We start from the raw sequence: 25673 nt of genomic DNA, 5'->3' as shown, positions 1-25673 counted from the left end.
TAGCGACAGGCTGACCCCATGCGTGCCGATCGCGTTTTCGCGTACGGCGCCGCCGCCGGCCTCCTCGGTGACCACCTCCTCGGCGATCCGCGCCGTGGACATCCGGTCGCCGCGTTCGGCCGGACCGCGGGCGCCGTGGAACGGGTGTTGTGGCGGGACCACCGCGGGTGGGGCGCGCTGCACACCGCCGTATGCGCCGGCGGTGCCGTATCGCTCGCGGCCCTCGCCGCCACCTCCGTACGTACGTCCCGTACCGCCTCGATCGCGCTGACCGCCGCCGCCACCTGGGCCGTGGTCGGCGGGACTTCGCTGGGCCGCGAGGCCCGGGCCATCGGCCAGGCACTGACCGCCGGGGACATCGAGACGGCCCGGCAGCGGCTGCCGCACCTGTGCGGACGGGACCCGCAGGCGCTGGACGCCGACGGGATCGCCCGGGCTGTCGTCGAGTCCGTCGCCGAGAACACCTCGGACGCGGTGGTCGGCGCGCTGGTGTGGGGGTCCGTGGCGGGTGTGCCGGGGCTCGTCGGCTTCCGGGCCGTCAACACGCTGGATGCCATGGTCGGGCACAAGTCGGCCAAGTACCGGCGTTTCGGCTGGGCTTCGGCACGGCTCGACGACGTGGCGGGCTGGCCCGGCGCCCGGCTGACCGCCGCACTCACAACCGTCGCGGGCAGCGATCCACGCGGGGCCGTACGCGCCTGGCGCACCGACGCCGCCCAGCACCCGAGCCCCAACGCCGGGCCTGTCGAGGCCTCGTTCGCTGGGGCGTTGGGCGTACGCCTCGGCGGAACGCTGTCGTACGGCGGGCGAGTTGAGCACCGGCCGGTGCTCAACGGCGAGGGGCGGGCCGTCCAGGTCGACGACATCGAGCGGGCCGTACGGCTCTCGCGGCGTGTGGGCTGGCTCGCGCTCGGTGCGACGGTCGCCGGGCGGATCGTCATGAGACGGCTCCTCACCGGTCAGCTCATCGCAAAGGGGCGTACGTCATGAGCGGCGGTGGGCTGCTGGTCGCCGGGACGACTTCCGACGCCGGCAAGAGCGTCGTGACGGCCGGGATCTGCCGGTGGCTGGTGCGCCAGGGCGTCAAGGTCGCGCCCTTCAAGGCGCAGAACATGTCGCTCAATTCGTTCGTCACGCGCGAAGGCGCCGAGATCGGTCGCGCGCAGGCCATGCAGGCACAGGCCGCACGCGTCGAGCCGACGGCGCTCATGAACCCCGTACTGCTGAAGCCCGGCAGCGACCGCAGCAGTCAGGTCGTGCTGATGGGCAAACCGGTGGGCGAGTTGAGTGCCCGCGGCTACCACGGCGGGCGTCAGGAGCAGCTCCTCGGGACCGTGCTGGAGTGTCTGGCCGAGTTGCGGGGCACGTATGACGCGGTGATCTGTGAAGGGGCGGGCAGTCCCGCCGAGATCAATCTGCGGCGGACCGACATCGTGAACATGGGGATCGCCAGGAACGCCCGGCTCCCTGTGCTGGTGGTCGGTGACATCGACCGTGGCGGGGTCTTCGCGTCGTTCTTCGGGACGGTCGCTCTGCTGTCTCAGGAGGATCAGGAACTCGTCGCCGGGTTCCTGGTCAACAAGTTCCGCGGCGATGTCTCGCTGCTGGAGCCGGGGTTGGACATGTTGCATGGCCTCACCGGGCGCTCGACGTACGGCGTGCTTCCCTTCCAGCACGGCCTCGGTATCGACGAGGAGGACGGGATGGCGGTGTCGCTGCGAGGCGCCGTCCGCGAATCCGCGGTCGCTCCGCCCATCGGGGAGGACGTCCTACGGGTCGCCGTCTGCGCGATCCCTCTCATGTCCAACTTCACCGATGTGGACGCGCTGGCCACCGAACCGGGCATCGTGGTGCGGTTCGTGGACCGCCCCGAGGAGTTGGCCGACGCGGATCTGGTGGTGATTCCGGGGACCCGCGGGACAGTGCGCGCCCTGGAGTGGTTGCGCGAACGGGGACTTGCCGACGCGCTGAAGCGGCGGGCCGTCGAAGGACGCCCCGTCCTCGGCATCTGCGGCGGCTTCCAGATCCTCGGCGAGCACATCGAGGACGAGGTGGAGTCGCGCGCGGGCCAGGTCGACGGGCTCGGACTGCTCCCCGTACGGGTGCGGTTCGCGCGCGAGAAGACCCTCACGCGGCCCGTCGGCGAGGCGCTCGGCGCGTACGTCGAGGGGTACGAGATCCACCACGGGGTCGCCGAAGTCGAGGGCGGCGAACCCTTCTTGGACGGCTGCCGGGTCGGCGAGGTCTGGGGCACGCACTGGCATGGCTCGCTGGAGTCGGACGGTTTCCGGCGGGCCTTCCTTCGCGAGGTGGCGGCCGCCGCGGGCCGCCGTTTCGTACCGGCCGCCGACACGTCGTTCGCCGCGCTGCGCGAGGAGCAGCTGGACCGGCTCGGCGATCTGATCGAGAACCACGCGGACACGGACGCGCTATGGCGGCTCATCGAGTCGGGCGCGCCCTCAGGACTGCCCTTCATTCCACCGGGAGCGCCCGTATGAGCACAGTGCTGTTGTTGTCGACCGCCGATACGGATCTGCTGGCGGCCCGTGCCGCTTCCGGCGCCTCGTACCGGATCGGCAATCCGACCCGGGTGGATGTGGCGGAGGAGTTGCCCGCGCTCGTCGAGGGCGCGGACATCGCCGTCGTACGCCTGCTGGGTGGCAAACGCGCCTGGGAGGACGGGCTCGCGGCGTTGAAGGCATCCGGGATCCCGACGGTCCTGCTCGGCGGAGAAGCCGTCCCCGACGCGGAGTTGATGGCCGAGTCGTCGGTACCGGCCGGTGTTGTGGCGGAGGCGCTGCGGTACCTCGTCGAAGGCGGCCCCGGAAACCTCGCCGAGCTGGCGCGCTTCCTCTCCGACACCGTGCTGCTCACGGGCGAGGGCTTCGAGGAGCCCCGGAAGATGCCCGAGTACGGGGTCCATGGGGAACGTACGCGCGTGGAGGGCCGCCCCACGGTTGGCGTGCTCTTCTACCGGGCACACGAACTCTCCGGCAACACGGCCTTCGTGGACACCCTGTGCGACGCGATCGAGGCGCGGGGCGCCAACGCCCTTCCCGTGTACTGCGGTTCGCTGCGCGGCGCGGATGCCGGGCTGTACGAGATCCTCGGGCGTGCGGATGCCCTGGTCGCGACCGTGCTCGCGGCCGGCGGCACACACGCCTCGCAGGCGTCGGCGGGCGGGGACGAGGAGGCCTGGGACATCGGGGCGCTGGCCGACCTCAACATCCCTGTGCTGCAAGGGCTTTGCCTGACGTCTTCGAAGCAGGCGTGGGATGAGTCCGATGCCGCCCTCTCCCCCATGGACGCGGCGATGCAGGTCGCGATCCCGGAGTTCGACGGACGGATCGTCACGGTCCCGTTCTCGTTCAAGGAGCAGGGGCCGGACGACGTGCCGGTGTACGTTGCCGATCCCGAGCGGGCCGGGCGGGTGGCCGGAATCGCCGTACGGCACGCGCAGTTGAAGCACAAGCCGAATGCAGAGAAGCGGCTCGCGCTCGTCTTCACCGCCTACCCGACGAAGCACTCGCGGGTCGGGAACGCGGTGGGGCTGGACACGCCCGCCTCGGCGGTACGGGTTCTGGATGCCCTGCGGGAGGCCGGGTACGGGGTGAGCGGATACCCGTCGGGCGGCGACGAGTTGATCCACCGGCTCATCGAGGCGGGCGGTCACGACGTCGAGTGGTTGACGGAGGATCAGCTGGCCGCCGCGCCGGCGCGCGTACCTCTCGCCGACTACCAGGCCTGGTTCGACAAGCTCGACCCCGCGCTGCGGGAGGGGATGCTGGAGGCATGGGGCGAGCCGCCGGGGTCGTTGTACGTCGACGGGGACGACATCGTGCTGGCCTCCCTCCAGTTCGGGAACGTCGTGGTCATGATCCAGCCGCCCCGCGGCTTCGGCGAGAACCCGATCGCGATCTACCACGACCCGGACATGCCGCCGTCGCACCACTACATGGCCGCGTACCGCTGGCTGGAACTCTCCTTCGGCGCCGACGCGATCGTGCACATGGGCAAGCACGGCACCATGGAGTGGCTGCCGGGCAAGGGGCTTGGGCTGAGCGGGGGTTGCGCACCGGACGCGGTGCTCGGCGACCTTCCGCTGATCTACCCCTTCATCGTCAACGACCCCGGCGAGGGCACCCAGGCCAAGCGCCGCGGCCACGCCACGGTCGTCGACCACCTGGTCCCGCCGATGGCACGCGCGGACACGTACGGGGACCTGGCGAAACTGGAGCAACTCCTCGACGAGTACGCCCTGGTGTCCGACCTGGACCCGACGAAGGCGCCGGCGGTGCGCGCGCAGATCTGGACGCTGGTCAAGGCCGCCGAGTTGCACCACGACCTGCATGTGGACGATCAGCCGGACGACGACGCGTTCGACGAGTTCGTCATGCACATCGACGGCTATCTGTGCGAGATCAAGGACGTGCAGATCCGCGACGGGCTGCACATCCTGGGCGGCGGTCCGGAGGGCGAGGCGCGCGTCAATCTCGTACTGGCCGTGCTGCGGGCCTCACAGGTGTGGGGCGGCGCGGCGAACGCGCTGCCGGGCCTGCGCGCCTCGTTCGCCTCTCATTTCGGGCTGATCGAGAAGGAGTTGCTCGCGGAGCCGGGAGCGCCGTTGAAGGTGCCGGTCGAGCTGACGGACCTGGTCGAGGGACCGTCGCGTACGGCTTCGGACGCGGTCGACCTCTTGGAGATCCTTTGCCGCCGGGTCGCGGAGGGTATGGAGGAGCGCGGGTGGGACGTCGCGGCGGTTCCCGGGCTTGTGCGCGAGGTTGTCGCTAACGAACTCCCGGATGCTGTGGCGGTGTTGGAGTTCGCGTGTAGGGAGGTCGTGCCGCGTCTCGCCCGTACGACGGACGAGATCGATCACATCCTGCGGGCCCTGGACGGCGGTTACGTCCCGGCGGGACCGTCGGGTTCGCCGACGCGTGGGCTCGTGAATGTCCTGCCGACCGGCCGGAACTTCTATTCCGTCGATCCCAAGGCCATTCCATCCAGGTTGAGTTGGGAGGTCGGGCAGTCGCTCGCGGACTCGCTGGTGCAGAGGTATCTGGCCGACACCGGGGAGTACCCGAAGTCCGTCGGGCTGACGGTGTGGGGCACGTCCGCGATGCGTACACAGGGCGACGACATCGCCGAGATCCTGGCGCTGCTGGGGTGTCGGCCCGTGTGGGACGACGCGTCGCGGCGGGTGACGGGGTTCGAGGTGGTTCCGGTGGAGGAACTGGGGCGGCCGCGGATTGACGTCACGGTTCGTATCTCCGGGTTCTTCCGGGACGCGTTTCCGCATGTGGTGGGGCTGATTGACGATGCGGTTCGGGCGATTGCCGAACTGGACGAGCCTGCCGATCAGAACTACGTACGCGCCCACGCCGACGCGGACACCGCAGAGCACGGTGACCGGCGGCGCGCGACGGCCCGTATCTTCGGCTCGAAGCCGGGCGCGTACGGCGCCGGGCTGCTCCCGCTCATCGACGCCCGCAACTGGCGGTCGGATGCGGACTTGGCCGAGGTGTACGCCGTCTGGGGCGGCTATGCCTACGGTCGCGGGCTCGACGGGCGGGCGGCGCGCGGGGACATGGAGACGGCGTTCAAGCGGATCGCGGTGGCGGCGAAGAACGTCGACACCAGAGAACATGATCTTGTCGACGCGGACGACTATTTCCAGTACCACGGCGGGATGGTCGCGATGGTGCGGCATCTGACGGGGGCCAGTCCTGAGGCGTATGTGGGGGATTCGGCGACTCCGGATCAGGTGAAGACAAGGACTCTCGGCGAGGAGACCCACCGGGTTTTCCGGGCCCGGGTGGTCAATCCGCGCTGGATGGCGGCCATGCGCAGGCACGGCTACAAGGGAGCCTTCGAGATGGCGGCGACCGTCGACTACCTCTTCGGGTACGACGCGACGGCTGGCGTGGTCGACGACTGGATGTACGAGAAGTTGGCGAGTGAATACGTGTTCTCGCCGGACAACCAAGACTTCATGCGGAAGTCCAATCCCTGGGCGCTGAGGGGTATTACCGAGCGCCTGCTGGAGGCTGCGGACCGGGGCCTTTGGGCGGAGCCGGACCAGGAAACCCTGGACCGGCTCCGGCAGACCTACCTCGAGCTCGAGGGCGATCTGGAGGGAGACGAGTGATCTCCCTGGGAACCCCCGCGTCGGCGGGGACAACCTGGCGTTCCCGCAACGCCGTAGGCGTAATCCAGGACCACCCCCGCGTCGGCGGGGACCAGGCCTTCACCCTGACCGGCCAGCGACCGGACCGCGAGCCGCTTTCTCATGAGTCACCCGAAGGAGTGATCACCGCGTGAGCACGCCGTATCCCTTCTCTGCCCTGGTTGGGCAGAACGACCTGCGTTTGGCGCTGCTCCTCAACGCAGTCAGTCCAGCAGTGGGCGGAGTCCTGGTGCGCGGGGAAAAAGGAACCGCCAAGTCCACGGCCGTGCGTGCCCTTTCCGCGCTTATGCCCCAGGTGGCTGTCGTCGCCGGGTGCCGGTTCTCGTGCACGCCCACCGCTCCCGATCCGGCCTGCCCGGACGGGCCGCACGAGGCGGGTCCGGGTACGTCCCGTCCGGCCCGAATGGTCGAGCTGCCGGTCGGCGCGTCCGAGGACCGGCTCGTCGGTGCCCTCGACATTGAGCGGGCGCTCGCGGAGGGTGTGAAGGCTTTTGAGCCCGGGCTGCTCGCCGACGCGCATCGCGGGATTCTGTACGTCGACGAGGTGAATTTGCTGCACGACCACCTCGTCGACCTGCTGCTGGACGCGGCCGCGATGGGTGCCTCGTACGTCGAACGCGAGGGTGTCTCCGTACGACATGCCGCGCGGTTCCTGCTCGTCGGAACCATGAACCCTGAGGAGGGTGAGCTCAGGCCTCAGCTTCTCGATCGTTTTGGGCTGACCGTGGAGGTCGCCGCCTCGCGTGAGCCGGAACAGCGGGTGGAGGTCGTACGGCGGCGGCTCGCCTACGACGACGATCCGGAGGGTTTCGCCGCGCGGTGGGCCGAGGAGGAGGCCTCCGTGCGAGCTCGGATCGTGGCGGCGCGTGAGCTGTTGCCGTCCGTACGGCTCGGCGACGGGGCGTTGCGGCAGATCGCGGCTACGTGCAGCGCTTTCGAAGTGGACGGGATGCGCGCCGACATCGTGATGGCCCGGACGGCGACCGCGCTGGCCGCGTGGGCAGGCCGCACCGACGTACTCGCGGAGGACGTCCGGCAGGCCGCACTGCTCGCCTTGCCTCACCGTCGGCGCCGGTCGCCCTTCGACGCGCCCGGACTCGACGAAGACAAGCTCGACGAAACCCTGGAGGAGTTCGGCGGCGAGGGCGACGGCGGCGACGAGGATCCGGATCCGGACGGGCCCGGCGGTGGCGGGCAGCCGCCGCAGGACGGGCCGGACGGGAATGACTCGCCTGCCGGTGATGTTCCGGCGCAGAGCGAGCCCTCGGAGGGCGAGGGGGAGGCGTCTGCCGCTCCCGGTGGCGGTGAGCAGTCTCCCGTACGAGCTGCCGAGCCTTTTCGTACCAAGATGCTGAGCGTGCCCGGGCTCGGCGAGGGTGCTGCCGGGCGGCGGTCCCGGGCGCGGACCGAGCACGGGCGGACCACCGGGGCCCGGCGGCCCCAAGGGGCGCTGACCAAGCTGCACTTGGCGGCGACCGTGCAGGCCGCGGCCCCGCACCAGCGGGCGCGCGGGCGGTCGGGGCCCGGGCTCGTCGTACGGCGCGACGATCTGCGGCAGGCGACCCGGGAGGGCCGCGAGGGGAACCTCGTTCTGTTCGTCGTCGACGCCTCCGGCTCCATGGCCGCCCAGCAGCGCATGAGCGCCGTGAAGGGGGCGGTGCTGTCGCTGCTGCTCGACGCGTATCAGCGGCGGGACAAGGTGGGGCTGGTGACCTTCCGAGGGAAGGACGCCGAGGTCGCGTTGCCGCCGACTTCGTCGGTGGACGCGGCGGCGGCTCGGCTGGAGTCGTTGCCGACGGGTGGGCGGACGCCGTTGGCCGCGGGGTTGTTGAGGGCCCATGAGGTGCTTCGGGTGGAACGGCTCAGGGATCCCGCGCGGCGTCCGCTCGTCGTCGTGGTGACGGACGGGCGGGCCACGGGTGGGCCGGATCCAGTGGCGCTGGCCGGGCGCGCGGCGCGGCTGTTCGCGGCGGATGGGGTCGCGTCCGTGGTCGTGGACTGCGAGTCGGGGCCGGTACGGCTCGGTCTTGCCGGGCAGCTCGCCGGTGAACTCGGCGCTACCGCAGTGACCTTGGACGAGCTGCGCGCCGACTCGATCGCCGGGCTCGTCAGGGATGTTCAGGGCAGTAGGGGCAACGGCAGGAGGGCCGCGTAATGCCGCAGGGGCAACCGAGTGTCGTACCGGATGACGGGTTGACGACTCGTCAGCGGAGGAATCGTCCGCTCGTCGTCGTGCATACGGGGATCGGCAAGGGCAAGTCCACCGCCGCGTTCGGGCTCGCGTTGCGGGCCTGGAATCAGGGGTGGCCGATCGGGGTGTTCCAGTTCGTGAAGTCGGCGAAGTGGAAGGTCGGCGAGGAGAACGCGCTCAGGGTCCTCGGTGCCTCTGGCGAGGGCGGGTCCGTCGACTGGCACAAGATGGGTGAGGGCTGGTCCTGGGTGCAGCGCGACTCCCAGATGGACAACGAGGAGAAGGCCCGCGAGGGGTGGGAGCAGGTCAAGCGGGACCTGGCCGCCGAAACGTACAAGCTGTATGTCCTCGATGAGTTCGCGTACCTCATGCACTGGGGGTGGGTCGATGTCGACGAGGTCATCGCCGTGCTTCGGGATCGGCCGGGGACGCAGCATGTCGTGATCACCGGGCGGAACGCGCCCGAGAAGCTCGTCGACTTCGCCGATCTCGTCACCGACATGTCCAAGGTCAAGCATCCGATGGACGCCGGTCAGAAGGGCCAGAGGGGCATCGAGTGGTGATGTCCGTTCCTCGGCTGGTCATTGCCGCGCCGTCTTCCGGCAGCGGCAAGACCACTGTTGCTACGGGGCTGATGGCGGCGTTCGCCTCGCGGGGGCTTGCCGTGTCTCCGCACAAGGTGGGGCCCGACTACATCGATCCCGGGTATCACGCGCTTGCCGCCGGGCGGGTGGGGCGGAATCTCGATGCGTATCTGTGTGGGGCGGAGTTGGTGGCTCCGTTGTTCGCGCACGGTGCGCGGGGGTGTGATGTCGCCGTTGTCGAGGGTGTGATGGGGCTGTACGACGGGGCCGCCGGGGAGGGGGAGTTGGCGTCCACCGCTCATGTGGCGAAGTTGTTGCGGGCGCCGGTGGTGTTGGTCGTGGATGCGTCTTCGCAGGCTCGGTCGGTGGCTGCGTTGGTGCATGGGTTTGCTTCCTGGGATCCCGAGGTGCGGGTTGCCGGGGTGATTCTCAACAAGGTCGGGTCCGAGCGGCATGAGGTGATGTTGCGGGAGGCGTTGGACGAGTCCGGGGTTCCTGTACTTGGCGTCTTGCGGCGGGCTGGGGACGTGGGGACTCCTTCTCGGCACCTTGGTCTTGTGCCTGTTGCCGAGCGGCGGGCGGAGGCTGTTGAGGCGGTTGGCGTCATGGCCTCTCGGGTGCGTGACGGGTGCGATCTGGACGCGCTGATTGCGCTGGCGCGGAGTGCGCCTGCGTTGTCGGGTGCGGCGTGGGATCCGGCTGAGGTGGTGGCCTGCGGCGCCATTTCCCCAACCCCGCCCCTTCCCGAAACTGAGGGCTCCGCCCCCAGGCCCCCGTATCGGCCTGAACGGCCTCGTCCTCAAACGCCGGACGGGCTGAGTGGTGCACCCCTTGTCGCCATCGCCGGCGGGCCCGCCTTCACCTTCTCCTACGCCGAGCATGCCGAGCTGCTTGCCGCCGCCGGAGCCGAAGTTGTCACCTTCGACCCGCTCCATGACGAGCAATTGCCGGATGAAACGGCGGGGTTGGTCATCGGAGGCGGGTTCCCGGAGGTGTATGCCTCCGAGTTGTCCGCCAACGAGCCCCTGCGCAAAGCCATCGCCGAACTCGCCTTCAGTGGCGCTCCCGTCGCCGCCGAGTGTGCCGGGCTCCTCTACCTCTCCCGTGAGCTCGACGGTCAGCCGATGTGCGGCGTGCTGGACGCGGCTGCCCGTATGGACGAGCGGTTGACGCTCGGGTATCGGGAGGCCGTGGCTGTGAGCGACAGCGTGCTCGCGGCGGCCGGGACGCGGATGCGTGGGCACGAGTTTCACCGGACCGTCGTCGAGCCGGGCGCGGGGGCGGCTCCCGCCTGGGGGCTCCATGCTCCTCAGCGGCGGGTCGAGGGTTTCGTACAACAAGGTGTGCACGCGAGTTACGTGCACACGCACTGGGCGTCCGCACCCGGCGTCGCCCGTCGGTTCGTGGAGAGGTGCCGGACGTCATGAGCAGCAGGCTGATCGGAGTCGGAGTGGGACCCGGGGACCCGGAGCTCGTGACGGTCAAGGGGGTCAATGCTCTCCGCGCGGCGGACGTGGTCGTCGTTCCCGTGATGGAGACGGGTGAGCGCGGGCGCGCCGAGGCCACCGTGCTGCACTACGTGCCCGAGGACAAGGTCGTACGGGTCGTGTTCGCGCTCAACGAGCGGTCGGACCGTGGGCGGCGGGAGGCCGCCTGGGATGCGGCCGGTGCGCGGGTGGCCGAGTTGCTACGCACCCACCCCTCGGTCGCCTTCGCGACCATCGGCGACCCGAACGTGTACTCCACGTTCACGTATCTCGCGCAGACCATCGAGGAGTTGGTCCCGGGCACGGTCGTGGAAACGGTGCCCGGCATCACCGCGATGCAGGATCTCGCGGCCCGCTCCGGTGCCGTACTGACCGAGGGCACCGAGCCGCTCACGCTGGTCCCCGTCACGGCCGGCGCCGCAGTGCTGAAGGACGCGCTGAGCGGCCCGGGAACGGTGGTGGCGTACAAGTTCGGCCGCCTGGCGGAGGAAGTGGCCGCAGCGCTACGGGAAACCGGGCGGCTCGATGACGCGGTATGGGGTTCGGCACTGGGCCTCCCCGAAGAGTCGATCAGCCCCGCGTCCGACCTGGACGGCACTCCTCTGCCCTACCTCTCCACCCTCATCGCCCCGTCCCAACGCCACGGCAAACGCGGCGGAAAGCTATGACCGGTCAGCCACTCCCAGCCCGCCCGGCGTCGAAGGACGAGCCCACAAGGCCGAAACCCACCGACGCACCCCAGGCACCTTCAGCCTGTCCGGCACTTGAGGACAAGGCCGCAGGGCCGGCTGACGCCCACTCACGCGCACATTCCCACCCGCCCCTGGCACAACCAGCCCGTCCGGCGTCTGGGGACGAGGCCGCAAGGCCGACTGACACCCACCCACCCGCACACACCCACGCACCCCAGCCACAACCAGCCCGTCCGGCGTTTGAGGACAAGGCCGTTCAGGCCGATCGGGGGTCTGGGGGCGGAGCCCCCAGTTTCGGGAAGGGGCGGGGCTGGGGAAAAGGCGCCGCAGGCCACCACCCCGCACCACATCCCCACCCGCACGAGAGGAACCCCATGCCCGACGCCCCCACCCCCAAGGTGACCTTCGTAGGCGCCGGGCCCGGCGCAGCCGACCTGCTCACCTTCCGCGCCGCGAAAGCGATCGCCGAGGCCGACATCGTCATCTGGGCAGCCAGCCTCGTGCAGGAGGAGGTCCTGGAGCACGCACACGAGGGCGCCGAGATCCTCGACTCGGCGACCATGTCCCTCGAGGACGTAGTCGCCGTGTACGAACGAGCCGCAGCGAACGGCCTCAAGGTGGCCCGCATCCACTCCGGCGACCCGGCGCTATGGGGCGGCACCCAGGAACAGCTCGACCGGTGCCAAAGCATCGGCATCGAAACCGAGATCATCCCCGGCGTCTCCGCCTTCTCAGCCGTCGCCGCCCTGGCTGGGCGCGAGCTGACCATCCCCGAGATCGCCCAGTCCGTGATCCTCACCCGCCTCGGCGGCGGCAAGACGCCCATGCCGCCGGGCGAGGAGGTACGCGAGTTCGCCCGCCACGGCACCACCATGGCGCTGTTCCTGTCAGCGGCTCGCAGCGGCCAACTCGTACGGGAACTCCTGGAGGGCGGCTACCCGACGACGACGCCGGTCGTGGTCGCGTACCAGGCGACCTGGCCCGAGGAACTGATCGTGAAGTGCACGATCGGCACGCTGGAGGAAACCGTCAAGGAGCACAAACTGTGGAAGCACACGCTGTTCCTGGTCGGCCCGGCCCTCGACGCGCACGGCACCCGCTCGCACCTCTACCACCCGGGCCACTTCCACGGCTTCCGCAAGGCGGACCCCGAGGCACGTAAGGCATTGCGTACCCGAGGTGCCACACCATGATCAGACCCGTGATCAGAGTCATCGGTACGGGAACGGGGGCGCCCCTTCCTCCGGACGCCGAGGCCGAGTTGGCCGCGGCGACACTCGTCGTGGGCGCCCGTCGCCACCTGGCGGCGGCCCGCCTCCCGGACACGGCGGAACCAATCGTCCTCGGTCCGCTGCCCCCCGCCCTCGACGCGATCGACCAGGCGATGGCGAAGCCGGCGGATCACCAGCGCATCGTCGTACTGGCCTCGGGAGACCCCGGCTTCTTCGGCATCGTACGAGCCCTGGCCGACCGCTTCGGCGCCGAAGCCCTGGACGTACGCCCCGCCGTCTCATCCATCGCCACAGCCTTCGCCCGACTGGGCCTGACCTGGGACGACGCAATCGTGGTGAGCGCCCACGGCCGCGACCCACACACCGCGGTGAACGTCTGCCGAGCCCACCCGAAGGTAGCGATACTGACCGGCCCGGGCGCCGGACCGGCAGAGCTGGGCACAGCCCTGCACTCACACTCGCCCTCAAGCGAACGCATCCTCATCGTGGCCTCGTCCCTAGGCGGCCCCGACGAGCACCTCGAACGAGTCACCCCCGCCGAAGCCGCCACCCGCAACTGGGGCCCCGCAGTCAACGTCGTCCTCTGCCTCGACGAGTCCCGCGCCACCTCCCCCGCACCCACCACCATCGCCGGACCGTCCCCCAGGCCCACCCAATGGGCCCTGGACGAGACCGAGTTCACGTACCGCGACTCGATGATCAGCAAGTTCGAGGTACGGGCCCTCGCCCTGGCCCGGCTCGGGCCGCGGCTCGGCGACCACGTCTGGGACATCGGCGCGGGCTCCGGCTCGGTCGCCGTGGAGTGCGCGCGGCTCGGGGCCGCTGTGACCGCCGTTGAGAAGAGCGCGGACGGAGTGGAGCGCGTACGCGCCAACGCCGCCGCGCACGGCGTAGACGTGGCCGTCGTGCAGGGCGTCGCCCCCGCCGTACTCTCCGAACTCCCCGCCCCCGACGCCGTGTTCATCGGCGGCGGCGGCCGTGAGCTGCCCGCGATCGTGACGGCCTGCGCACACCGCGCACCGCGGGCGATCGTGGTCGCCATGGCCGCGCTGGACCGGGTTCCGGCGGCGCGTGAGGCGCTGCTGGCCGCCGGGTTCACCTGTGACGGCCTGCTCCTGCAGTCGTCCCGGCTCGCGCCGCTGCCCGGGGACGTGACCCGGCTCGCGGCGACCAATCCCGTCTTTCTGCTGTGGGGCGTACGGCCCCCGGCGCGTACCGAGGGAGCTACTCAGTGATCGGCCTGATTTCGGCGACGGCGGCGGGTGCCCGGGCCCGTGAACGGGTGGCCGCGGCCTGGCCGGATCGCACGCGGGTGTACGAGGGTCCGGTGGGCGATGCCATACGGCGGGCCTTCGCGGAGTGCGAGCAGCTGGTCTGCTTCCTCGCGACGGGGGCCGTGGTCCGGCTCGTCGCGCCCCTGTTGGAGGACAAGGCGTCCGATCCCGGGATCGTGTGTGTCGACGAGGGCGCACGGTTCGCGGTGTCCCTCGTCGGCGGGCACGAGGGCGGCGCCAATGAACTCGCCCAAGCCGTGGGCGAGTTGCTCGGCGCGCAGCCCGTCGTGACCACGGCGACGGACGCGGTCGGTCTGCCCGGCCTCGACACGCTCGGCTTCCCGGTCGAGGGGGACGTCGCCGCGGTGACGCGGGCTCTGCTGGACGGCGAGCCCGTCGCCCTCGACCCGGAGGTGCCGTGGCCCCTGCCACCGCTTCCCCTGTCCCCCACGGGCCAGTACACGATCCGCGTCAGCGATCGCCTGGCCGAGCCCTCCGCACACGAAGTCGTCCTCCGACCTCCGTCCCTCGTCATCGGCGTCGGCGCTTCCAAGGGCGCGCCCGTGGACGAGGTGCTGGAGAACATCAAGGGCGCCCTGCGCGACGCCGGCCTCTCCGCGCAGTCCGTCGCCGAACTCGCCACCGTCGACGCCAAGGCCGACGAGCCCGGCCTCGTAGAGGCAGCCGCCCGCCTCGGCGTCCCCCTTCTCACCTACTCCGCCGAGGAGTTGGCGGCCGTAGCCGTCCCGAACCCGTCGGACGCCCCTCTCGCGGCCGTCGGTACGCCCTCCGTGGCCGAGGCCGCCGCCCTCGCACGGGGCGGCGAACTCCTCGTACCCAAGCGGAAGTCGACCGGACGGCCCGAAAAACCGGGACAGCCGCCACTTCCCGCGATGGCGACCTGTGCCGTCGTACGCCATCCGTCCCGCGGCCGACTCGCCGTCGTCGGCCTCGGCCCCGGCGCACGCGACCTCCTCACCCCCCGCGCCAAGGACGAACTGCGCCGCGCCTCCGTCCTCGTCGGCCTCGACCAGTACGTCGACCAGATCCGCGGCCTCCTCCGCCCCGGCACCCGCATCCTGGAATCCGGACTCGGCGCGGAGGAGGAACGAGCTCGAACCGCCGTGGCGGAAGCCCGACTTGGTCACGCCGTCGCGCTCATCGGCAGCGGGGACGCGGGCGTGTACGCGATGGCCTCGCCCGCGCTCGCGGAGGCGTCCGACGACATCGACGTGGTCGGAGTGCCGGGAGTGACCGCCGCGCTCGCGGCCGGAGCCATCCTGGGGGCGCCGCTCGGCCATGACCACGTGTCGATCAGCCTGTCCGACCTGCACACGCCGTGGGAGATCATCGAGCGTCGGGTACGGGCGGCCGCGGAGGCGGACATCGTGGTGACGTTCTACAACCCCCGTAGCCGGGGCCGCGATTGGCAGCTGCCCAAGGCGCTGGCACTCCTCGCCGCGCACCGGAAGCCGACGACGCCCGTCGGTGTCGTACGCAACGCCTCGCGCCCGGACGAGTCCAGCCGCCTCACCACACTCGCCGAACTCGACCCGGCCACCGTCGACATGATGACGGTCGTGACGGTCGGCAACACGGCGACCCGTGAGATCGCGGGCCGGATGGTCACGCCGCGCGGCTACCGCTGGCAGGAGGAACCCCAGTGAACCGAGTGGACCGAGAGGACAGAGTGAGCCGGGTGTTCCCGGAGCCCCGCGTCGTGCACCCCATCGAGGAGGAGTCCTTCCGGCGGCTGCGCGCCCGGCTCGACACCTCGCACTTCCCGCCGCTCACGCGCGCCGTGGTGGAGCGAGTGATCCACTCGGCGGCCGACCTCGCGTACGCGGACGATCTCGTCATGGACGAGGCCGCGCTGGAGAAGGCCCATGCCGCGCTGCACGACGGGGCGCCCGTCGTGGTGGACGTGGAGATGGTCGCGGCGGGCATCACCCGGCGCGAGACCGTGTGCCGGCTGAAGGACGCCAAGTCCGGGCCCGGACTGACCCGTTCGGCGCATGCGATCCGGCTCGCGTACGAGCAGGTCGGACCCGGTGCGCTCTGGGTGATCGGCTGCGCTCCGACCGCGCTGGAGGAGCTGCTGACGCTGGACGCCGCTCCGGCGCTCGTCATCGGTCTGCCCGTCGGCTTCGTCGGCGCGGCCGAGTCCAAGGCCGCGTTGCGCGAGAGCGGGCTGCCCGCCGTCAGCAACGTCTCCGAGAAGGGCGGTTCGGCGGTCGCCGCGGCGGCACTGAACGCCCTGCTGTATCACCCCGTACCCCCATCGCACCCCGTACACCCGACTCACCCTGCACCCCCCGTTTCCAAACACCCCGTATCCGAGGCCTCCGCGCCCCTGAAGGAGAAACCGTGACCACGTCCCAGCCGCCCGCCCTGCTCATCGCCGGACACGGCACCCGGGACGACGTGGGCGCCGAGGCCTTCCGTGACTTCGTGCGGGAGTTGGGCCGCCGCACCCCCGAACTCCCCGTCGCGGGCGGCTTCATCGAACTGTCCCCGCCGCCGCTCGGTGACGCCGTGACGGAGTTGGTCGAGCGAGGGGTACGCCGTTTCGCCGCCGTCCCGCTGATGCTCGTGTCCGCCGGGCACGCCAAGGGCGACATTCCGGCGGCGCTGGCCCGTGAGAAGGAACGGCACCCGGGGATCTCGTACACGTACGGGCGCCCGCTCGGCCCGCACCCCGCGCTGCTCACCGTGCTCGAGCGACGGCTCGACGAAGCGCTCGGGGCCACGGCGCGCACGCCCTTCGACCGGGCGGATGTGACCGTCCTCCTCGTCGGCCGTGGCTCGACCGACCCGGACGCCAACGCGGAGGTCCACAAAGCGGCGCGGCTGTTGTGGGAGGGACGCGGGTACGCGGGTGTGGAGACGGCGTTCGTGTCGCTGGCGGCCCCGGATGTGCCGTCAGGCCTCGATCGCTGCGTGCGGCTGGGCGCCCGCCGGATCGTCGTACTCCCCTACTTCCTGTTCACCGGCATCCTGCCGGACCGGGTGCGGCTGCAGACCGAGGGCTGGGCGGCGGCACACCCGGAGATCGAGGTACGGTCCGCCGAAGTCATCGGCCCGGAGCCGGAGTTGCTGGACCTGGTGATGGAACGCTACCGGGAAGCCGTGGCCGGCGACATCCGGATGAACTGCGACTCCTGCGTCTACCGCATCGCGCTGCCCGGCTTCGAGGACAAGGTGGGCATGCCGCAGCAGCCGCACTTCCACCCGGACGACGACGATCATCACCACGGTGATCACCACCACGGGAACCACGGGCACGCACACTCCCATGCGCACTGAGAGAACCGAGGGACCGGAGAACCGGGCGCACGACCTCCGTCACCACGGTGACGCCGAGGTACGAGACGACGGCTCGGCCCTCGTGGACCTCGCGGTGAACGTCCGCGCCGACACCCCACCGACGTGGCTGCGCGACCGTATCGCCGAGTCGCTGACCGGCTTGGCCGCCTACCCGGACGGCCGGGCCGCGCGTGCGGCGGTGGCCGCCCGGCACGGACTCCCTGTCGAGCACGTACTCCTCACGGCGGGCGCGGCGGAGGCCTTCGTGCTGCTCGCCCGCGCGCTGAAGGTACGCAAGCCGGTGGTGGTGCACCCCCAGTTCACCGAGCCGGAGGCGGCGCTGCGGGACGCCGGCCACACGGTGGACCGGGTCCTGCTGCGCCCGGAGGACGGCTTCCGCCTCGCCCCCTCGGCCGTCCCCGAGGACGCGGACCTGGTGGTGATCGGCAACCCGACCAATCCGACGTCCGTCCTCCACCCGGCGGCGTCGATCGTCGAACTCGCCCGCCCGGGACGGACGTTGGTGGTCGACGAGGCGTTCATGGACGCGGTGCCGGGTGAACGCGAGGCACTTGCCGGTCGGACGGAGGTCCCCGGCCTGGTGGTGCTGCGCAGCCTCACAAAGACGTGGGGGCTGGCAGGTCTCCGTATCGGCTACGTGCTCGCGTCCCCGGAGGTGATCTCCGCCCTGGAACGGGCGCAACCCCTCTGGCCGGTCTCCACGCCGGCCCTCGCCGCGGCCGAGGCCTGCATGTCCCCGCGCGCACTGACGGAGGCGGCCGAAGCGGCCCACCGCGTCACCGCCGACCGAGCCCATCTGGTCGCCGGACTCAAGGAGTTCGCCCCCGACGGCCTGTCCGTGACCGAGCCCGCCGAGGGCCCCTTCGTCCTCGTACGACTCCCCCGCGCGACGGCCGTACGCCACCACCTGCGCACCCTCGGCTACGCAGTGCGCCGCGGGGACACGTTCCCGGGTCTGGGCGAGGACTGGCTACGGCTGGCGGTCCGGGACCGGACGACGGTCAACGGCTTCCTGCAGGCGCTGGACCGGGCGATGACGCTGGCGGGCCACGGGGGCGAAAGCACCCGCTAACCAACCACCTTCCCGTTCAGCACAACCCTCCGCGGAGCGGCCAGCACCCGTACATCCGCCCGAGGATCCCCGTCGTACACCACGAGGTCCGCGGCCGCCCCCTCCTCCAGGCCGGGCCGCCCCAGCCACGCTCGCGCGCCCCACGTCGTGGCCGACAGCGCCTCGACCGGAGGGATCCCGGCGTTCACCAGTTCCGCCACCTCCCCGGCCACCAGCCCGTGCGCGAGTGAACCGCCGGCGTCGGTGCCGACGTACACCGGGATGCCCGCGTCGTATGCGGAGCGCACGGTGTCGTAGCGGCGCTCGTGGAGTCGTCGCATATGGGCGGACCAGCGCGGGTACTTGGACTCGGCGCCGGCGGCGAGGCTCGGGAACGTGGCGATGTTGACGAGGGTGGGGACGATGGCGACGCCGCGTTCAGCGAAGAGGGGGATGAGGTCCTCGGTCAGGCCCGTGGCGTGCTCGATGCAGTCGATGCCGGACTCGACCAGGTCCCGCAGGGAGTCCTTGGCGAAGCAGTGGGCGGTGACGCGCGCACCGAGGCGGTGGGCCTCGGCGATGGCCGCCTCGACCGCGCCGCGCGGCCAGCAGGCGCTCAGGTCGCCCGTTCCGCGGTCGATCCAGTCGCCCACCAGCTTGACCCAGCCGTCACCGCGCCGGGCCTCTTGGGCTACGTATGTGACGAGGTCGTCGGGTTCGATCTCCCATGCGTAGTTGCGGATGTAGCGGCGGGTGCGGGCGATGTGGCGGCCGGCCCGGATGATCTTCGGGAGGTCGTCGCGGTCGTCGATCCAGCGGGTGTCGGAGGGCGAACCGGCGTCCCGGATGAGGAGGGCGCCGGCGTCGCGGTCGGTCAGGGCCTGCTTCTCGGCGACGTCGGCCGGTACGGGGCCGTGGGTGTCGAGCCCGACATGGCAGTGCGCGTCGACGAGGCCGGGGAGGGCCCAGCCCTGGACGGTACGGACATCACGGGCGCCGACGGGACGCTCGTACGAGATCCTGCCGTCGATCACCCAGAGTTCGTCCCGGACGTCGTCGGGGCCGACGAGCACCCGCCCCTTCACGTGCAGCACCGCGCGATCGCTCATGGTGTGCACTGTAATAAACCGGACGCTAGTCTCCTTTACCCACCTGGTCGGAGGTCTCCTCTTCCACGTCCGCCATCGCGGGGTCGAGGAGCCGGGACAGGAAGTGCCTCGTCCGCTCGTGGGCCGGGTTGCCGATGACCTGCTCAGGGGTGCCGTCCTCGACGATCACGCCGTCGTCCATGAAGACGACCCTGTCGGCGACCTCGCGCGCGAAGGTCATCTCGTGGGTGACGACCATCATCGTCATGCCCTCGTTCGCGAGCATGCGCATCACGGCGAGCACGTCACCGACGAGTTCGGGGTCGAGCGCGGAGGTGGGCTCGTCGAAGAGCATCACCTCGGGGCCCATGGCGAGCGCGCGGGCGATCGCCACGCGCTGCTGCTGGCCGCCGGAGAGCGAGGAGGGGTACGCGTCGGCCTTCTCGGAGAGGCCGACGCGCCGCAGGTTGTCGGCGGCCACGCGCGCCGCCTCCGCCTTGTCTCGGCCGAGTACGCGGCGTTGCGGCAGGGCGAGGTTCTCGGTCACCGACAGGTGCGGGAAGAGGTTGAACTGCTGGAACACCATGCCGATCCGGCGGCGTACGGCGTCGATGTCCACGTCGGGGTGGGTGACTTCGGTGCCGCCGACGAAGACCTGGCCCTTGGTGGGCTCCTCCAGGAGGTTCACGCAGCGCAGCAGGGTGGACTTGCCGGAGCCGGACGGGCCGATGACGCACACGACCTCGCCGCGGCCGACCTCCAGGTCGATGCCGCGCAGCACCTCGTTGTCGCCGAACGACTTGTGCAGGTCGCGGACTTGGATCTCCGGAGTACCGCTCGTGGTGCTCACTTGGTGGCCTCCCCGGCCTTCGCCTCAAGACGGCGTACGACAAAACCGAGCGGGACCGTGACCAGCAGATAGCACAGGCCCGCGACCAGGATCGGCGTGGAGTTGGCGCTCTCGCTCGCCAAGTCCCGGCCGAACTTGGCGAGTTCACGCTCTTCGAGGGTGACGCCCAGGAACAGCACCAGCGAGGAGTCCTTGAAGAGGAGGACGAGTTCGTTGGTGAGCGGCGGGATCACGATGCGGAACGCCTGCGGGATGATGATCGAGACCATGGCGCGCGCATGCGAGAAGCCCAGCGAACGGGCCGCCTCCATCTGCCCCTTGGGCACGGCCTGGATGCCCGCGCGGATGGTCTCCGCCATGTACGCGGCGGCCACCAGGCCGAGCGCGAGGGCGACCTTCCCGTACGTACCGCCGGGGATCTCCGTGCCCGGGAAGGCCAGCGGTACGGCGACGCCCACGAAGATGAAGATCAGCAGGGCGGGCAGGCCGCGGAAGATCTCGATGTAGAGACCGGCGAGCCAGCGGTACGGTCCCACCGGCGAGAGCCGCATGAGGGCGATGACCATGCCGAGGGCGAGGCCGAACGCGAAGCCGGACAACGTGTAGAGCACGGTGTTGCGCAGAGCCAGCGTGATGATGTCCGGGAACAGTTCCTTCGCCAGGTCGGTCTGGGCGAACTGGTTCTGCAGCCCGTCCCAGTCGGCTGTGACACCGAGGGCGACCAGGGCGGCGACGAAGATCGCGTACTGGATGCCTCGTGAGACGGCACGCTTCTGGCGCCTGGTCAGGCCTTGCTTGCGTGGCTGGACCTGGGTGTCGACCTTGCTCATGAGGCGGCGGACGGGGAAGCGGAGGCGGCGCCCGCGGCGTTCTCGTCGTAGGGGCCGATCCACTTCTCGTACAGCTTCTTGTACGTGCCGTCGGCCTTCGCGTCCGCCAGCGCCTTGTTGATGGCCTTGACGAGCTCGGTGTTGCCCTTCTTCACCGAGAAGCCGTACTGCTCACCGGTGTTGAGGTTGTCGACGACCTCGAAGGCGTCGGCGTTCGCCTTGTCCTTGAGCCAGCCCTGGACAACCGGGTAGTCGATGATGACCGCCTGGACCTGGCCGGTGCGCAGGCCGTTGAGCACCGCGTCGGAGCTCTCGAAGGAGACCGGGTCGAAGCCCTTGCCCTTCGCGTACTCCTCGCCGGTCGTCTGCGCCTGGGCGCCGAGCTTCTTGCCCTTCAGTGCGTCGAAGGAGCTGATGCCGCTCTTCTTGTCGACGAGTACGGCCTGGGTGGCGTCGAAGTACGGGTCGGAGAAGTCGACGTTCTTCTTGCGCTCGTCGGTGATCGTCATGCCGGCCGCGGCGAGGTCGCATTCCCCGGAGTTGAGGAACGCACCGGTCTTGAAGTTCTCGAACGGCGTGTCCAGGATGTCCTGCTTCACGCCCAGGTCCTTGGCGACCAGGTCTATGAGCGCCACGTCGAAGCCCTGCACCTTGCCGTCGATCTCCGACTGGAAGGGCGGATACGGAAGGTGCGTGCAGGTCGTGAGCTGCCCCGCCTTCACGATCGAGACCCCCTTGACGGTCTCCCCACCCCCATCGCCCGAGGAACAGCCGGCCACGAGCACCAGCCCGGCCGTCGCGGTGGTGGCGGCCAGAATGCGGGCCCGGCGTCCGAGGACCGTGTTCACGGGGGTGACCTCCTGAAGGGATCTACTAGGGAACTTGACCTTCCGATTATAAGGAAGGCTTAGACCCCCTCAAACATTCCCATGGCAGGAGGCAGCTCCGACCTGTGAAGTTTCGGTGCCAACCGGACTTGCAGCGTCAGTCGCCCATGTCGAACCGGGGTTCCTCGGTCCGGGTGCGCTTGACCTCGTAGAAGCCCGGGACGGCGGCCATCAGCAGAAAGCCGTCCCACAGCTGCCCGGCCGTCTCCCCGCTGGGAGCGGGGGAGACGACGGGACCGAAGAAGCCGACCCGTTCGCCACGGGCCCCGGCGACCGACACCACCGGGGTGCCGACGTCGGCGCCGACCAGGGCGACGGCCTGCGCGTGCGAGGACCGAATCGCCTCGTCGTACACCGTGGACATGGCGACCTCGCCGATCTCCTCCGGCAGCCCGGCATCCGCCAGGGCCGCCTCGAGGTTCCCCCAGTCCCCCTGCAGATGGAAGCGGGTACCCAGCGCCGTGAACAGGTCACCGAGCGCCCGCTGCCCGAACCGCTCCTCCACCGCTGCGCACACCCGCACCGGTGCCCACATGTAGTCGCCCCACTCGCCCTCGGGGTTGTCATCCCGGTGCTCGTTGAGCACGGCCAGACTCATCACCCGCCAGCGGATGTCCACGGGCCGCACCTTGGTGACCTCGACCATCCACCTCGAGGTGATCCACGTGTACGGGCAGACGGGGTCGAACCAGAAGTCGACGGTCCGTCGTTCGGTCATCTGATCGGCTCCCCCACCTGGATACGCGCGAACACGAACTCACGTACTGCATCGCTGACTTGAGTACCTGTCAAGCACCCAATATGGGCTCCGCCCCAGTCCGGAACCGCAGCGGAGCCAGGCACGTCCTCCGCGGCATGATCCGAACCCATCGAACCGTCGAGGCCCTGGTGATCAGAACCGCCCTCCCCGCCGAAGCCGCGGACGTGGCCGAACTGCACAGGCGCGCCCGGGCCACCTACTACCCCGATGGCCTGCCGGACGACGGCACCGACTGGGCCGCCGTCTGGCACGCCGCCATCGAACGCCCTGACGGCCACGTGCTGTGCGCGGTACGAGCCACGCGCCTGGTGGGCATCGCCTCCTTCCGTACCGCCGAAGGCGCCCCGGCCGACTCGGTCAAGCTGTTCCAGTTCCACGTCGAACCCGGCCATTGGCGCTCCGGTATCGGCGCCGAACTGCACGCGGCCTGCGTCGAGCAGTGGCGGGCCGATGGCAAGCGGACCGCGACTCTCGATGTGCACGTCGACAACCAACGCGCTCAGGCCTTCTACGCCCACCAGGGCTGGGTCCCCGACCCCGAGCAGCCGGCCGGCGGAAGCGACCACCACCTGTCGCTGATCTATGCCGTGCGCGGGGAATGAACCCAGCCGGTTGAACGTTCACGGACCGAGCGGAGGGAGCCTTCGCGTAGCCGTGCGAGCTGGAGAGACGAAGATATGCGCGTCGAGATCTGGAGCGATATCGCCTGCCCCTGGTGCTATGTGGGCAAGGCCCGCTTCGAGAAGGCGCTCGGCGCCTTTCCGCACGGTGATGAGGTCGAGGTGGTGCACCGGTCTTTCGAGCTCGATCCGGGGCGGAGCAAGGGCGAGACGGAGTCCGTGTCGGCCATGCTGACCAAGAAGTACGGCATGAGCGAGGCCCAGGTCCGCGCGGGTGAGGAGAATCTGCGGGGGCTGGCCGCTGCCGAGGGGCTCGGGTATCGCGCCGAGGGCCGCGATCACGGCAGCACCTTCGATATGCACCGGCTGCTGCACTTCGCCAAGGAGCAGGGCCGGCAGGCCGAGCTGCTCCAGATTCTGTACCGGGCGAACTTCGTCGAGGAGCGTTCCCTCTACGTGGACGCCGACGCGTATCTGATCGAGCTGGCCGCCGAGGCCGGTCTCGACGCGGACGCCGCCCGTAAGGTGCTCGCCGACACGGATGCGTACGCCGATGAAGTCCGGGCCGATGAGCGTGCGGCCGCCGAGCTCGGCGCGAACGGCGTTCCCTTCTTCGTGCTCGACCGGAAGTTCGGCGTCTCCGGCGCCCAGCCCGTCGAGGTCTTCGGCAAGGCGCTGGAGCAGGCCTGGGGAAGCCGGTCACCGCTGAAGCTGATCGAGGAGAGCGACGGCGATGCGGACGCGTGCGGTCCCGATGGGTGTGCGGTGCCGCAGCACTGAGAGTTCGCCTATAAAAATCGCAGGTCAGGGGCGACGTATAAGCGTTCCTTAGCGGGATCACGCACAAATACGCAATGGACCAGAGAGTGCCGAAGGCTCACAGTTGTCCCATGGAGACCTTCGAGAGCCGCGTCCGTGCCGAGTTCGCCCCGAAGAACACCTTTCTGAACACCGCCAGCAACGGGCTGCTGCCCGCCCGTACCGTCACCGCCCTGCAAGAGGCCGTGGCGCTGCGGGCCGACGGCAGTCCGGTGGACTCGTTGTTCGCCGATGTGGAGGCCGCCCGGGCCTCCTTCGCCCGGCTGGCCGGCGTGCCGGTCGGGCGGGTGGCGGCCGGGTCCTCGGTCAGCGCCTACACCGGCCTGGTCGCGGCCTCGCTGCCCGCGGGCGCCGAAGTCCTCACCGCCGAGGACGACTTCGCCTCCGTCGTGAACCCCTTCCATGTCCGCACCGACCTCAAGGTGCGGGCCGTGCCCCTGGAGCGGATCGCCGAGTCCGTCCGGCCGGGCACCGCACTCGTCGCGGTCAGCGCCGCGCAGTCCGCCGACGGCCGGATCGCCGATCTGCCCGCACTGCGCGAGGCGGCCAGGGACCACGGGGCCCGGACGTACATCGACTTCTCCCAGGCGGCCGGCTGGCTGCCGATGGACGCCGGGGCGTACGACTATGTCTCCTCCGTCTGCTACAAGTGGCTGCTCGGCCCGCACGGCGCCGGCTTCCTCGTCGTGCCGGAGGACTTCGGCGAGCTCACGCCGATCCTGGCCGGCTGGGTCGCCGGGGAGCACCCGTGGGACAGCTGCTACGGCCCCGTGGCCGAACTCGCCCACTCCGCCCGGCGGTTCGACCTGCCCCCCGCTCTCTTCAGCTACGCCGGACTGCGCCCCTCCCTCGAGCTCATCGAGGAACTCGGCGTCGACGCCGTGCAGGCCCACGACCTCGCCCTCGCCGACCGCTACCGCGCGGGCCTCACCGCTCTCGGCCACGAGGCCCTGCCCGCGCCCGGCTCGGCGATCGTGTCCGTGCCCGGACTCGGCCACCGCCAGGCGGAGTTGGCCAAGGCGGGGATCTCGGTCTCCAACCGCGCGGGCAACCTGCGTGCCTCCTTCCACCTGTACAACACGTCCGCCGACGTCGACCGCCTGCTGGACGTCCTGTCTTCCTGAACCACTGGCGCGCGCCCGGCCGGGACGCTAGGAAGGGCACCAGGGGGTGGGGCCTTTGGAGACCACGGAGACGTCCGTCGAACGGGCCGCCGACGCGGAGTTGCAGCGGCGGCTGGTGTACGGCGACGAGTCCGCGCTGACCGAGGCGTACGCCGCGTACAGCGGGCTCGTCCGGGGGGTGGCGGTCCGGGTGACGCGCAGCCCGGCCGCCGCCGAGGATGTGGCGCAGGAGGTCTTCGCCCAGCTGTGGAGCAGGCCGTACGGGTTCGACGCGCGCCGTGGCTCGCTGCGTACCTGGCTGTCCGTGCTGGCGCACCGGCGAGCCGTGGACTGGGTGCGCAGCGAGGCCCGGCACCGCAAGGCCGCCGGTGCCGACGACTCGGCGCTGCAGGCGATCCCCGACACGGGGCCCGGGCCGGACGAGACGGTCGTCGACCGCGAGCGCTCGCTCCTGCTGCACTCGGCGCTCGCCGAACTCCCGCAGTCCCAGCGGGAGGTGGTGCACCTCGCCTTTTTCGCGGGCCGCACCTACCGCCAGGCCGCCGTCGAACTCGGCATTCCGGAAGGCACCGCCAAGACCCGGCTGCGCTCTGCGTTACGCAAGCTGGCCGAATCCATGGCCGAGCCACCGGATCCGGCCTTGGAAAGGGGCGGCGCATGATGGATGGAT

At 70.5% G+C, this 25673-nt stretch carries 22 protein-coding genes; 17 read left to right on the top strand and 5 right to left on the bottom strand.

Annotated elements, in window-relative coordinates:
* Window positions 1-18: 18 nt before the first annotated feature.
* The 13 genes from ACQEVY_RS36755 (at window position 19) to cobC (ending at window position 18046) form a co-directional block, all read left to right on the top strand.
* Entirely contained in the window at window positions 19-990 is a 972-nt protein-coding gene (locus ACQEVY_RS36755; protein ID WP_432953870.1) for a cobalamin biosynthesis protein, read from the top strand.
* Window positions 987-2498, top strand: a complete 1512-nt coding sequence (locus tag ACQEVY_RS36750) for a cobyric acid synthase (RefSeq protein WP_432953869.1) — start codon at window positions 987-989, stop codon at window positions 2496-2498. The genes ACQEVY_RS36755 and ACQEVY_RS36750 overlap by 4 nt, the downstream gene beginning before the upstream one ends.
* Window positions 2495-6148, top strand: coding sequence for a cobaltochelatase subunit CobN (gene cobN / locus ACQEVY_RS36745; RefSeq protein ID WP_432953868.1), 3654 nt, complete (start codon window positions 2495-2497; stop codon window positions 6146-6148). Before ACQEVY_RS36750 ends, cobN begins: the two co-directional genes overlap by 4 nt.
* 169 nt (window positions 6149-6317) lie before the next feature.
* The gene (locus tag ACQEVY_RS36740) at window positions 6318-8342 is read left to right on the top strand and encodes a putative cobaltochelatase (RefSeq protein ID WP_432953867.1); all 2025 of its coding nucleotides are present in this window, start codon (window positions 6318-6320) and stop codon (window positions 8340-8342) included.
* Window positions 8342-8941 carry a cob(I)yrinic acid a,c-diamide adenosyltransferase gene (gene cobO, locus ACQEVY_RS36735; protein WP_432953866.1) on the top strand — a complete coding sequence of 200 codons (600 nt, stop codon included), beginning with the start codon at window positions 8342-8344 and terminating at the stop codon, window positions 8939-8941. The genes ACQEVY_RS36740 and cobO overlap by 1 nt, the downstream gene beginning before the upstream one ends.
* Window positions 8941-10389, top strand: a complete 1449-nt coding sequence (locus ACQEVY_RS36730) for a cobyrinate a,c-diamide synthase (RefSeq protein ID WP_432953865.1) — start codon at window positions 8941-8943, stop codon at window positions 10387-10389. Before cobO ends, ACQEVY_RS36730 begins: the two co-directional genes overlap by 1 nt.
* Window positions 10386-11117 carry a precorrin-2 C(20)-methyltransferase gene (cobI, locus tag ACQEVY_RS36725; RefSeq protein WP_432953863.1) on the top strand — a complete coding sequence of 244 codons (732 nt, stop codon included), beginning with the start codon at window positions 10386-10388 and terminating at the stop codon, window positions 11115-11117. Before ACQEVY_RS36730 ends, cobI begins: the two co-directional genes overlap by 4 nt.
* A 398-nt stretch (window positions 11118-11515) precedes the next feature.
* Window positions 11516-12334 (top strand): precorrin-4 C(11)-methyltransferase, encoded by an 819-nt coding sequence (cobM, locus tag ACQEVY_RS36720; RefSeq protein WP_432953861.1) that lies wholly within the window; start codon window positions 11516-11518, stop codon window positions 12332-12334.
* 8 nt (window positions 12335-12342) lie between these two features.
* Window positions 12343-13608: a precorrin-6y C5,15-methyltransferase (decarboxylating) subunit CbiE gene (gene cbiE / locus ACQEVY_RS36715; RefSeq protein ID WP_432955595.1), complete on the top strand. Its 1266-nt coding sequence runs from the start codon at window positions 12343-12345 to the stop codon at window positions 13606-13608.
* A complete protein-coding gene (cobJ, locus tag ACQEVY_RS36710; protein WP_432953859.1) occupies window positions 13605-15314 on the top strand; it encodes a precorrin-3B C(17)-methyltransferase in 1710 nt (569 codons plus the stop codon). Before cbiE ends, cobJ begins: the two co-directional genes overlap by 4 nt.
* A gap of 23 nt (window positions 15315-15337) precedes the next feature.
* A complete protein-coding gene (locus ACQEVY_RS36705; RefSeq protein ID WP_432955593.1) occupies window positions 15338-16018 on the top strand; it encodes a precorrin-8X methylmutase in 681 nt (226 codons plus the stop codon).
* Window positions 16015-16953 carry a sirohydrochlorin chelatase gene (locus tag ACQEVY_RS36700; RefSeq protein WP_432953857.1) on the top strand — a complete coding sequence of 313 codons (939 nt, stop codon included), beginning with the start codon at window positions 16015-16017 and terminating at the stop codon, window positions 16951-16953. Before ACQEVY_RS36705 ends, ACQEVY_RS36700 begins: the two co-directional genes overlap by 4 nt.
* Window positions 16943-18046 carry an Rv2231c family pyridoxal phosphate-dependent protein CobC gene (cobC, locus tag ACQEVY_RS36695; protein WP_432953855.1) on the top strand — a complete coding sequence of 368 codons (1104 nt, stop codon included), beginning with the start codon at window positions 16943-16945 and terminating at the stop codon, window positions 18044-18046. Before ACQEVY_RS36700 ends, cobC begins: the two co-directional genes overlap by 11 nt.
* Here cobC and ACQEVY_RS36690 read toward each other — a convergent pair.
* The 5 genes from ACQEVY_RS36690 to ACQEVY_RS36670 form a co-directional block, all read right to left on the bottom strand.
* Window positions 18043-19134, bottom strand: coding sequence for an amidohydrolase family protein (locus ACQEVY_RS36690; protein WP_432953854.1), 1092 nt, complete (start codon window positions 19132-19134; stop codon window positions 18043-18045). The two genes, cobC and ACQEVY_RS36690, sit on opposite strands and share 4 nt — an antisense overlap.
* A gap of 25 nt (window positions 19135-19159) precedes the next feature.
* Entirely contained in the window at window positions 19160-19963 is an 804-nt protein-coding gene (locus tag ACQEVY_RS36685) for an amino acid ABC transporter ATP-binding protein (RefSeq protein ID WP_432953852.1), read from the bottom strand.
* Window positions 19960-20793 (bottom strand): amino acid ABC transporter permease, encoded by an 834-nt coding sequence (locus ACQEVY_RS36680; RefSeq protein ID WP_432953851.1) that lies wholly within the window; start codon window positions 20791-20793, stop codon window positions 19960-19962. The genes ACQEVY_RS36685 and ACQEVY_RS36680 overlap by 4 nt, the downstream gene beginning before the upstream one ends.
* A complete protein-coding gene (locus ACQEVY_RS36675; protein ID WP_432953849.1) occupies window positions 20790-21641 on the bottom strand; it encodes a transporter substrate-binding domain-containing protein in 852 nt (283 codons plus the stop codon). Before ACQEVY_RS36675 ends, ACQEVY_RS36680 begins: the two co-directional genes overlap by 4 nt.
* A gap of 136 nt (window positions 21642-21777) precedes the next feature.
* Entirely contained in the window at window positions 21778-22398 is a 621-nt protein-coding gene (locus ACQEVY_RS36670; protein WP_432953847.1) for a mycothiol-dependent nitroreductase Rv2466c family protein, read from the bottom strand.
* 137 nt (window positions 22399-22535) lie between these two features.
* Between ACQEVY_RS36670 and ACQEVY_RS36665 the strand changes: the two genes are divergently transcribed.
* The 4 genes from ACQEVY_RS36665 (at window position 22536) to ACQEVY_RS36650 (ending at window position 25664) form a co-directional block, all read left to right on the top strand.
* Window positions 22536-23042, top strand: coding sequence for an N-acetyltransferase family protein (locus tag ACQEVY_RS36665; protein ID WP_432953846.1), 507 nt, complete (start codon window positions 22536-22538; stop codon window positions 23040-23042).
* Between the two features lie 75 nt (window positions 23043-23117).
* A complete protein-coding gene (locus ACQEVY_RS36660; RefSeq protein ID WP_432953844.1) occupies window positions 23118-23840 on the top strand; it encodes a DsbA family oxidoreductase in 723 nt (240 codons plus the stop codon).
* Window positions 23841-23950: 110 nt separating this feature from the next.
* Window positions 23951-25003, top strand: a complete 1053-nt coding sequence (locus ACQEVY_RS36655; protein WP_432953842.1) for an aminotransferase class V-fold PLP-dependent enzyme — start codon at window positions 23951-23953, stop codon at window positions 25001-25003.
* Between the two features lie 55 nt (window positions 25004-25058).
* Entirely contained in the window at window positions 25059-25664 is a 606-nt protein-coding gene (locus ACQEVY_RS36650) for an RNA polymerase sigma factor (RefSeq protein ID WP_432953841.1), read from the top strand.
* Window positions 25665-25673 lie beyond the last annotated feature (9 nt).

The sequence above is a fragment of the Streptomyces sp. CA-288835 genome (assembly GCF_050936385.1).
In the GTDB taxonomy this organism is placed as follows: domain Bacteria; phylum Actinomycetota; class Actinomycetes; order Streptomycetales; family Streptomycetaceae; genus Streptomyces.
The sequence above is the reverse complement of the archived record's forward strand: the minus strand, read 5'-3'. Positions and strand labels throughout refer to the sequence as shown.

Bases quoted from the DNA above. Each gene is read 5' to 3' on its own strand.
- ACQEVY_RS36755 (WP_432953870.1), top strand. From the start codon at position 19: ATGCGTGCCGATCGCGTTTTCGCGTACGGCGCCGCCGCCGGCCTCCTC.
- ACQEVY_RS36750 (WP_432953869.1), top strand. From the start codon at position 987: ATGAGCGGCGGTGGGCTGCTGGTCGCCGGGACGACTTCCGACGCCGGC.
- cobN (WP_432953868.1), top strand. From the start codon at position 2,495: ATGAGCACAGTGCTGTTGTTGTCGACCGCCGATACGGATCTGCTGGCG.
- cobO (WP_432953866.1), top strand. From the start codon at position 8,342: ATGCCGCAGGGGCAACCGAGTGTCGTACCGGATGACGGGTTGACGACT.
- ACQEVY_RS36730 (WP_432953865.1), top strand. From the start codon at position 8,941: ATGTCCGTTCCTCGGCTGGTCATTGCCGCGCCGTCTTCCGGCAGCGGC.
- cobI (WP_432953863.1), top strand. From the start codon at position 10,386: ATGAGCAGCAGGCTGATCGGAGTCGGAGTGGGACCCGGGGACCCGGAG.
- cobM (WP_432953861.1), top strand. From the start codon at position 11,516: ATGCCCGACGCCCCCACCCCCAAGGTGACCTTCGTAGGCGCCGGGCCC.
- cobC (WP_432953855.1), top strand. From the start codon at position 16,943: ATGCGCACTGAGAGAACCGAGGGACCGGAGAACCGGGCGCACGACCTC.
- ACQEVY_RS36690 (WP_432953854.1), bottom strand. From the start codon at position 19,134: ATGAGCGATCGCGCGGTGCTGCACGTGAAGGGGCGGGTGCTCGTCGGC.
- ACQEVY_RS36680 (WP_432953851.1), bottom strand. From the start codon at position 20,793: ATGAGCAAGGTCGACACCCAGGTCCAGCCACGCAAGCAAGGCCTGACC.
- ACQEVY_RS36670 (WP_432953847.1), bottom strand. From the start codon at position 22,398: ATGACCGAACGACGGACCGTCGACTTCTGGTTCGACCCCGTCTGCCCG.
- ACQEVY_RS36665 (WP_432953846.1), top strand. From the start codon at position 22,536: ATGATCCGAACCCATCGAACCGTCGAGGCCCTGGTGATCAGAACCGCC.
- ACQEVY_RS36660 (WP_432953844.1), top strand. From the start codon at position 23,118: ATGCGCGTCGAGATCTGGAGCGATATCGCCTGCCCCTGGTGCTATGTG.
- ACQEVY_RS36655 (WP_432953842.1), top strand. From the start codon at position 23,951: ATGGAGACCTTCGAGAGCCGCGTCCGTGCCGAGTTCGCCCCGAAGAAC.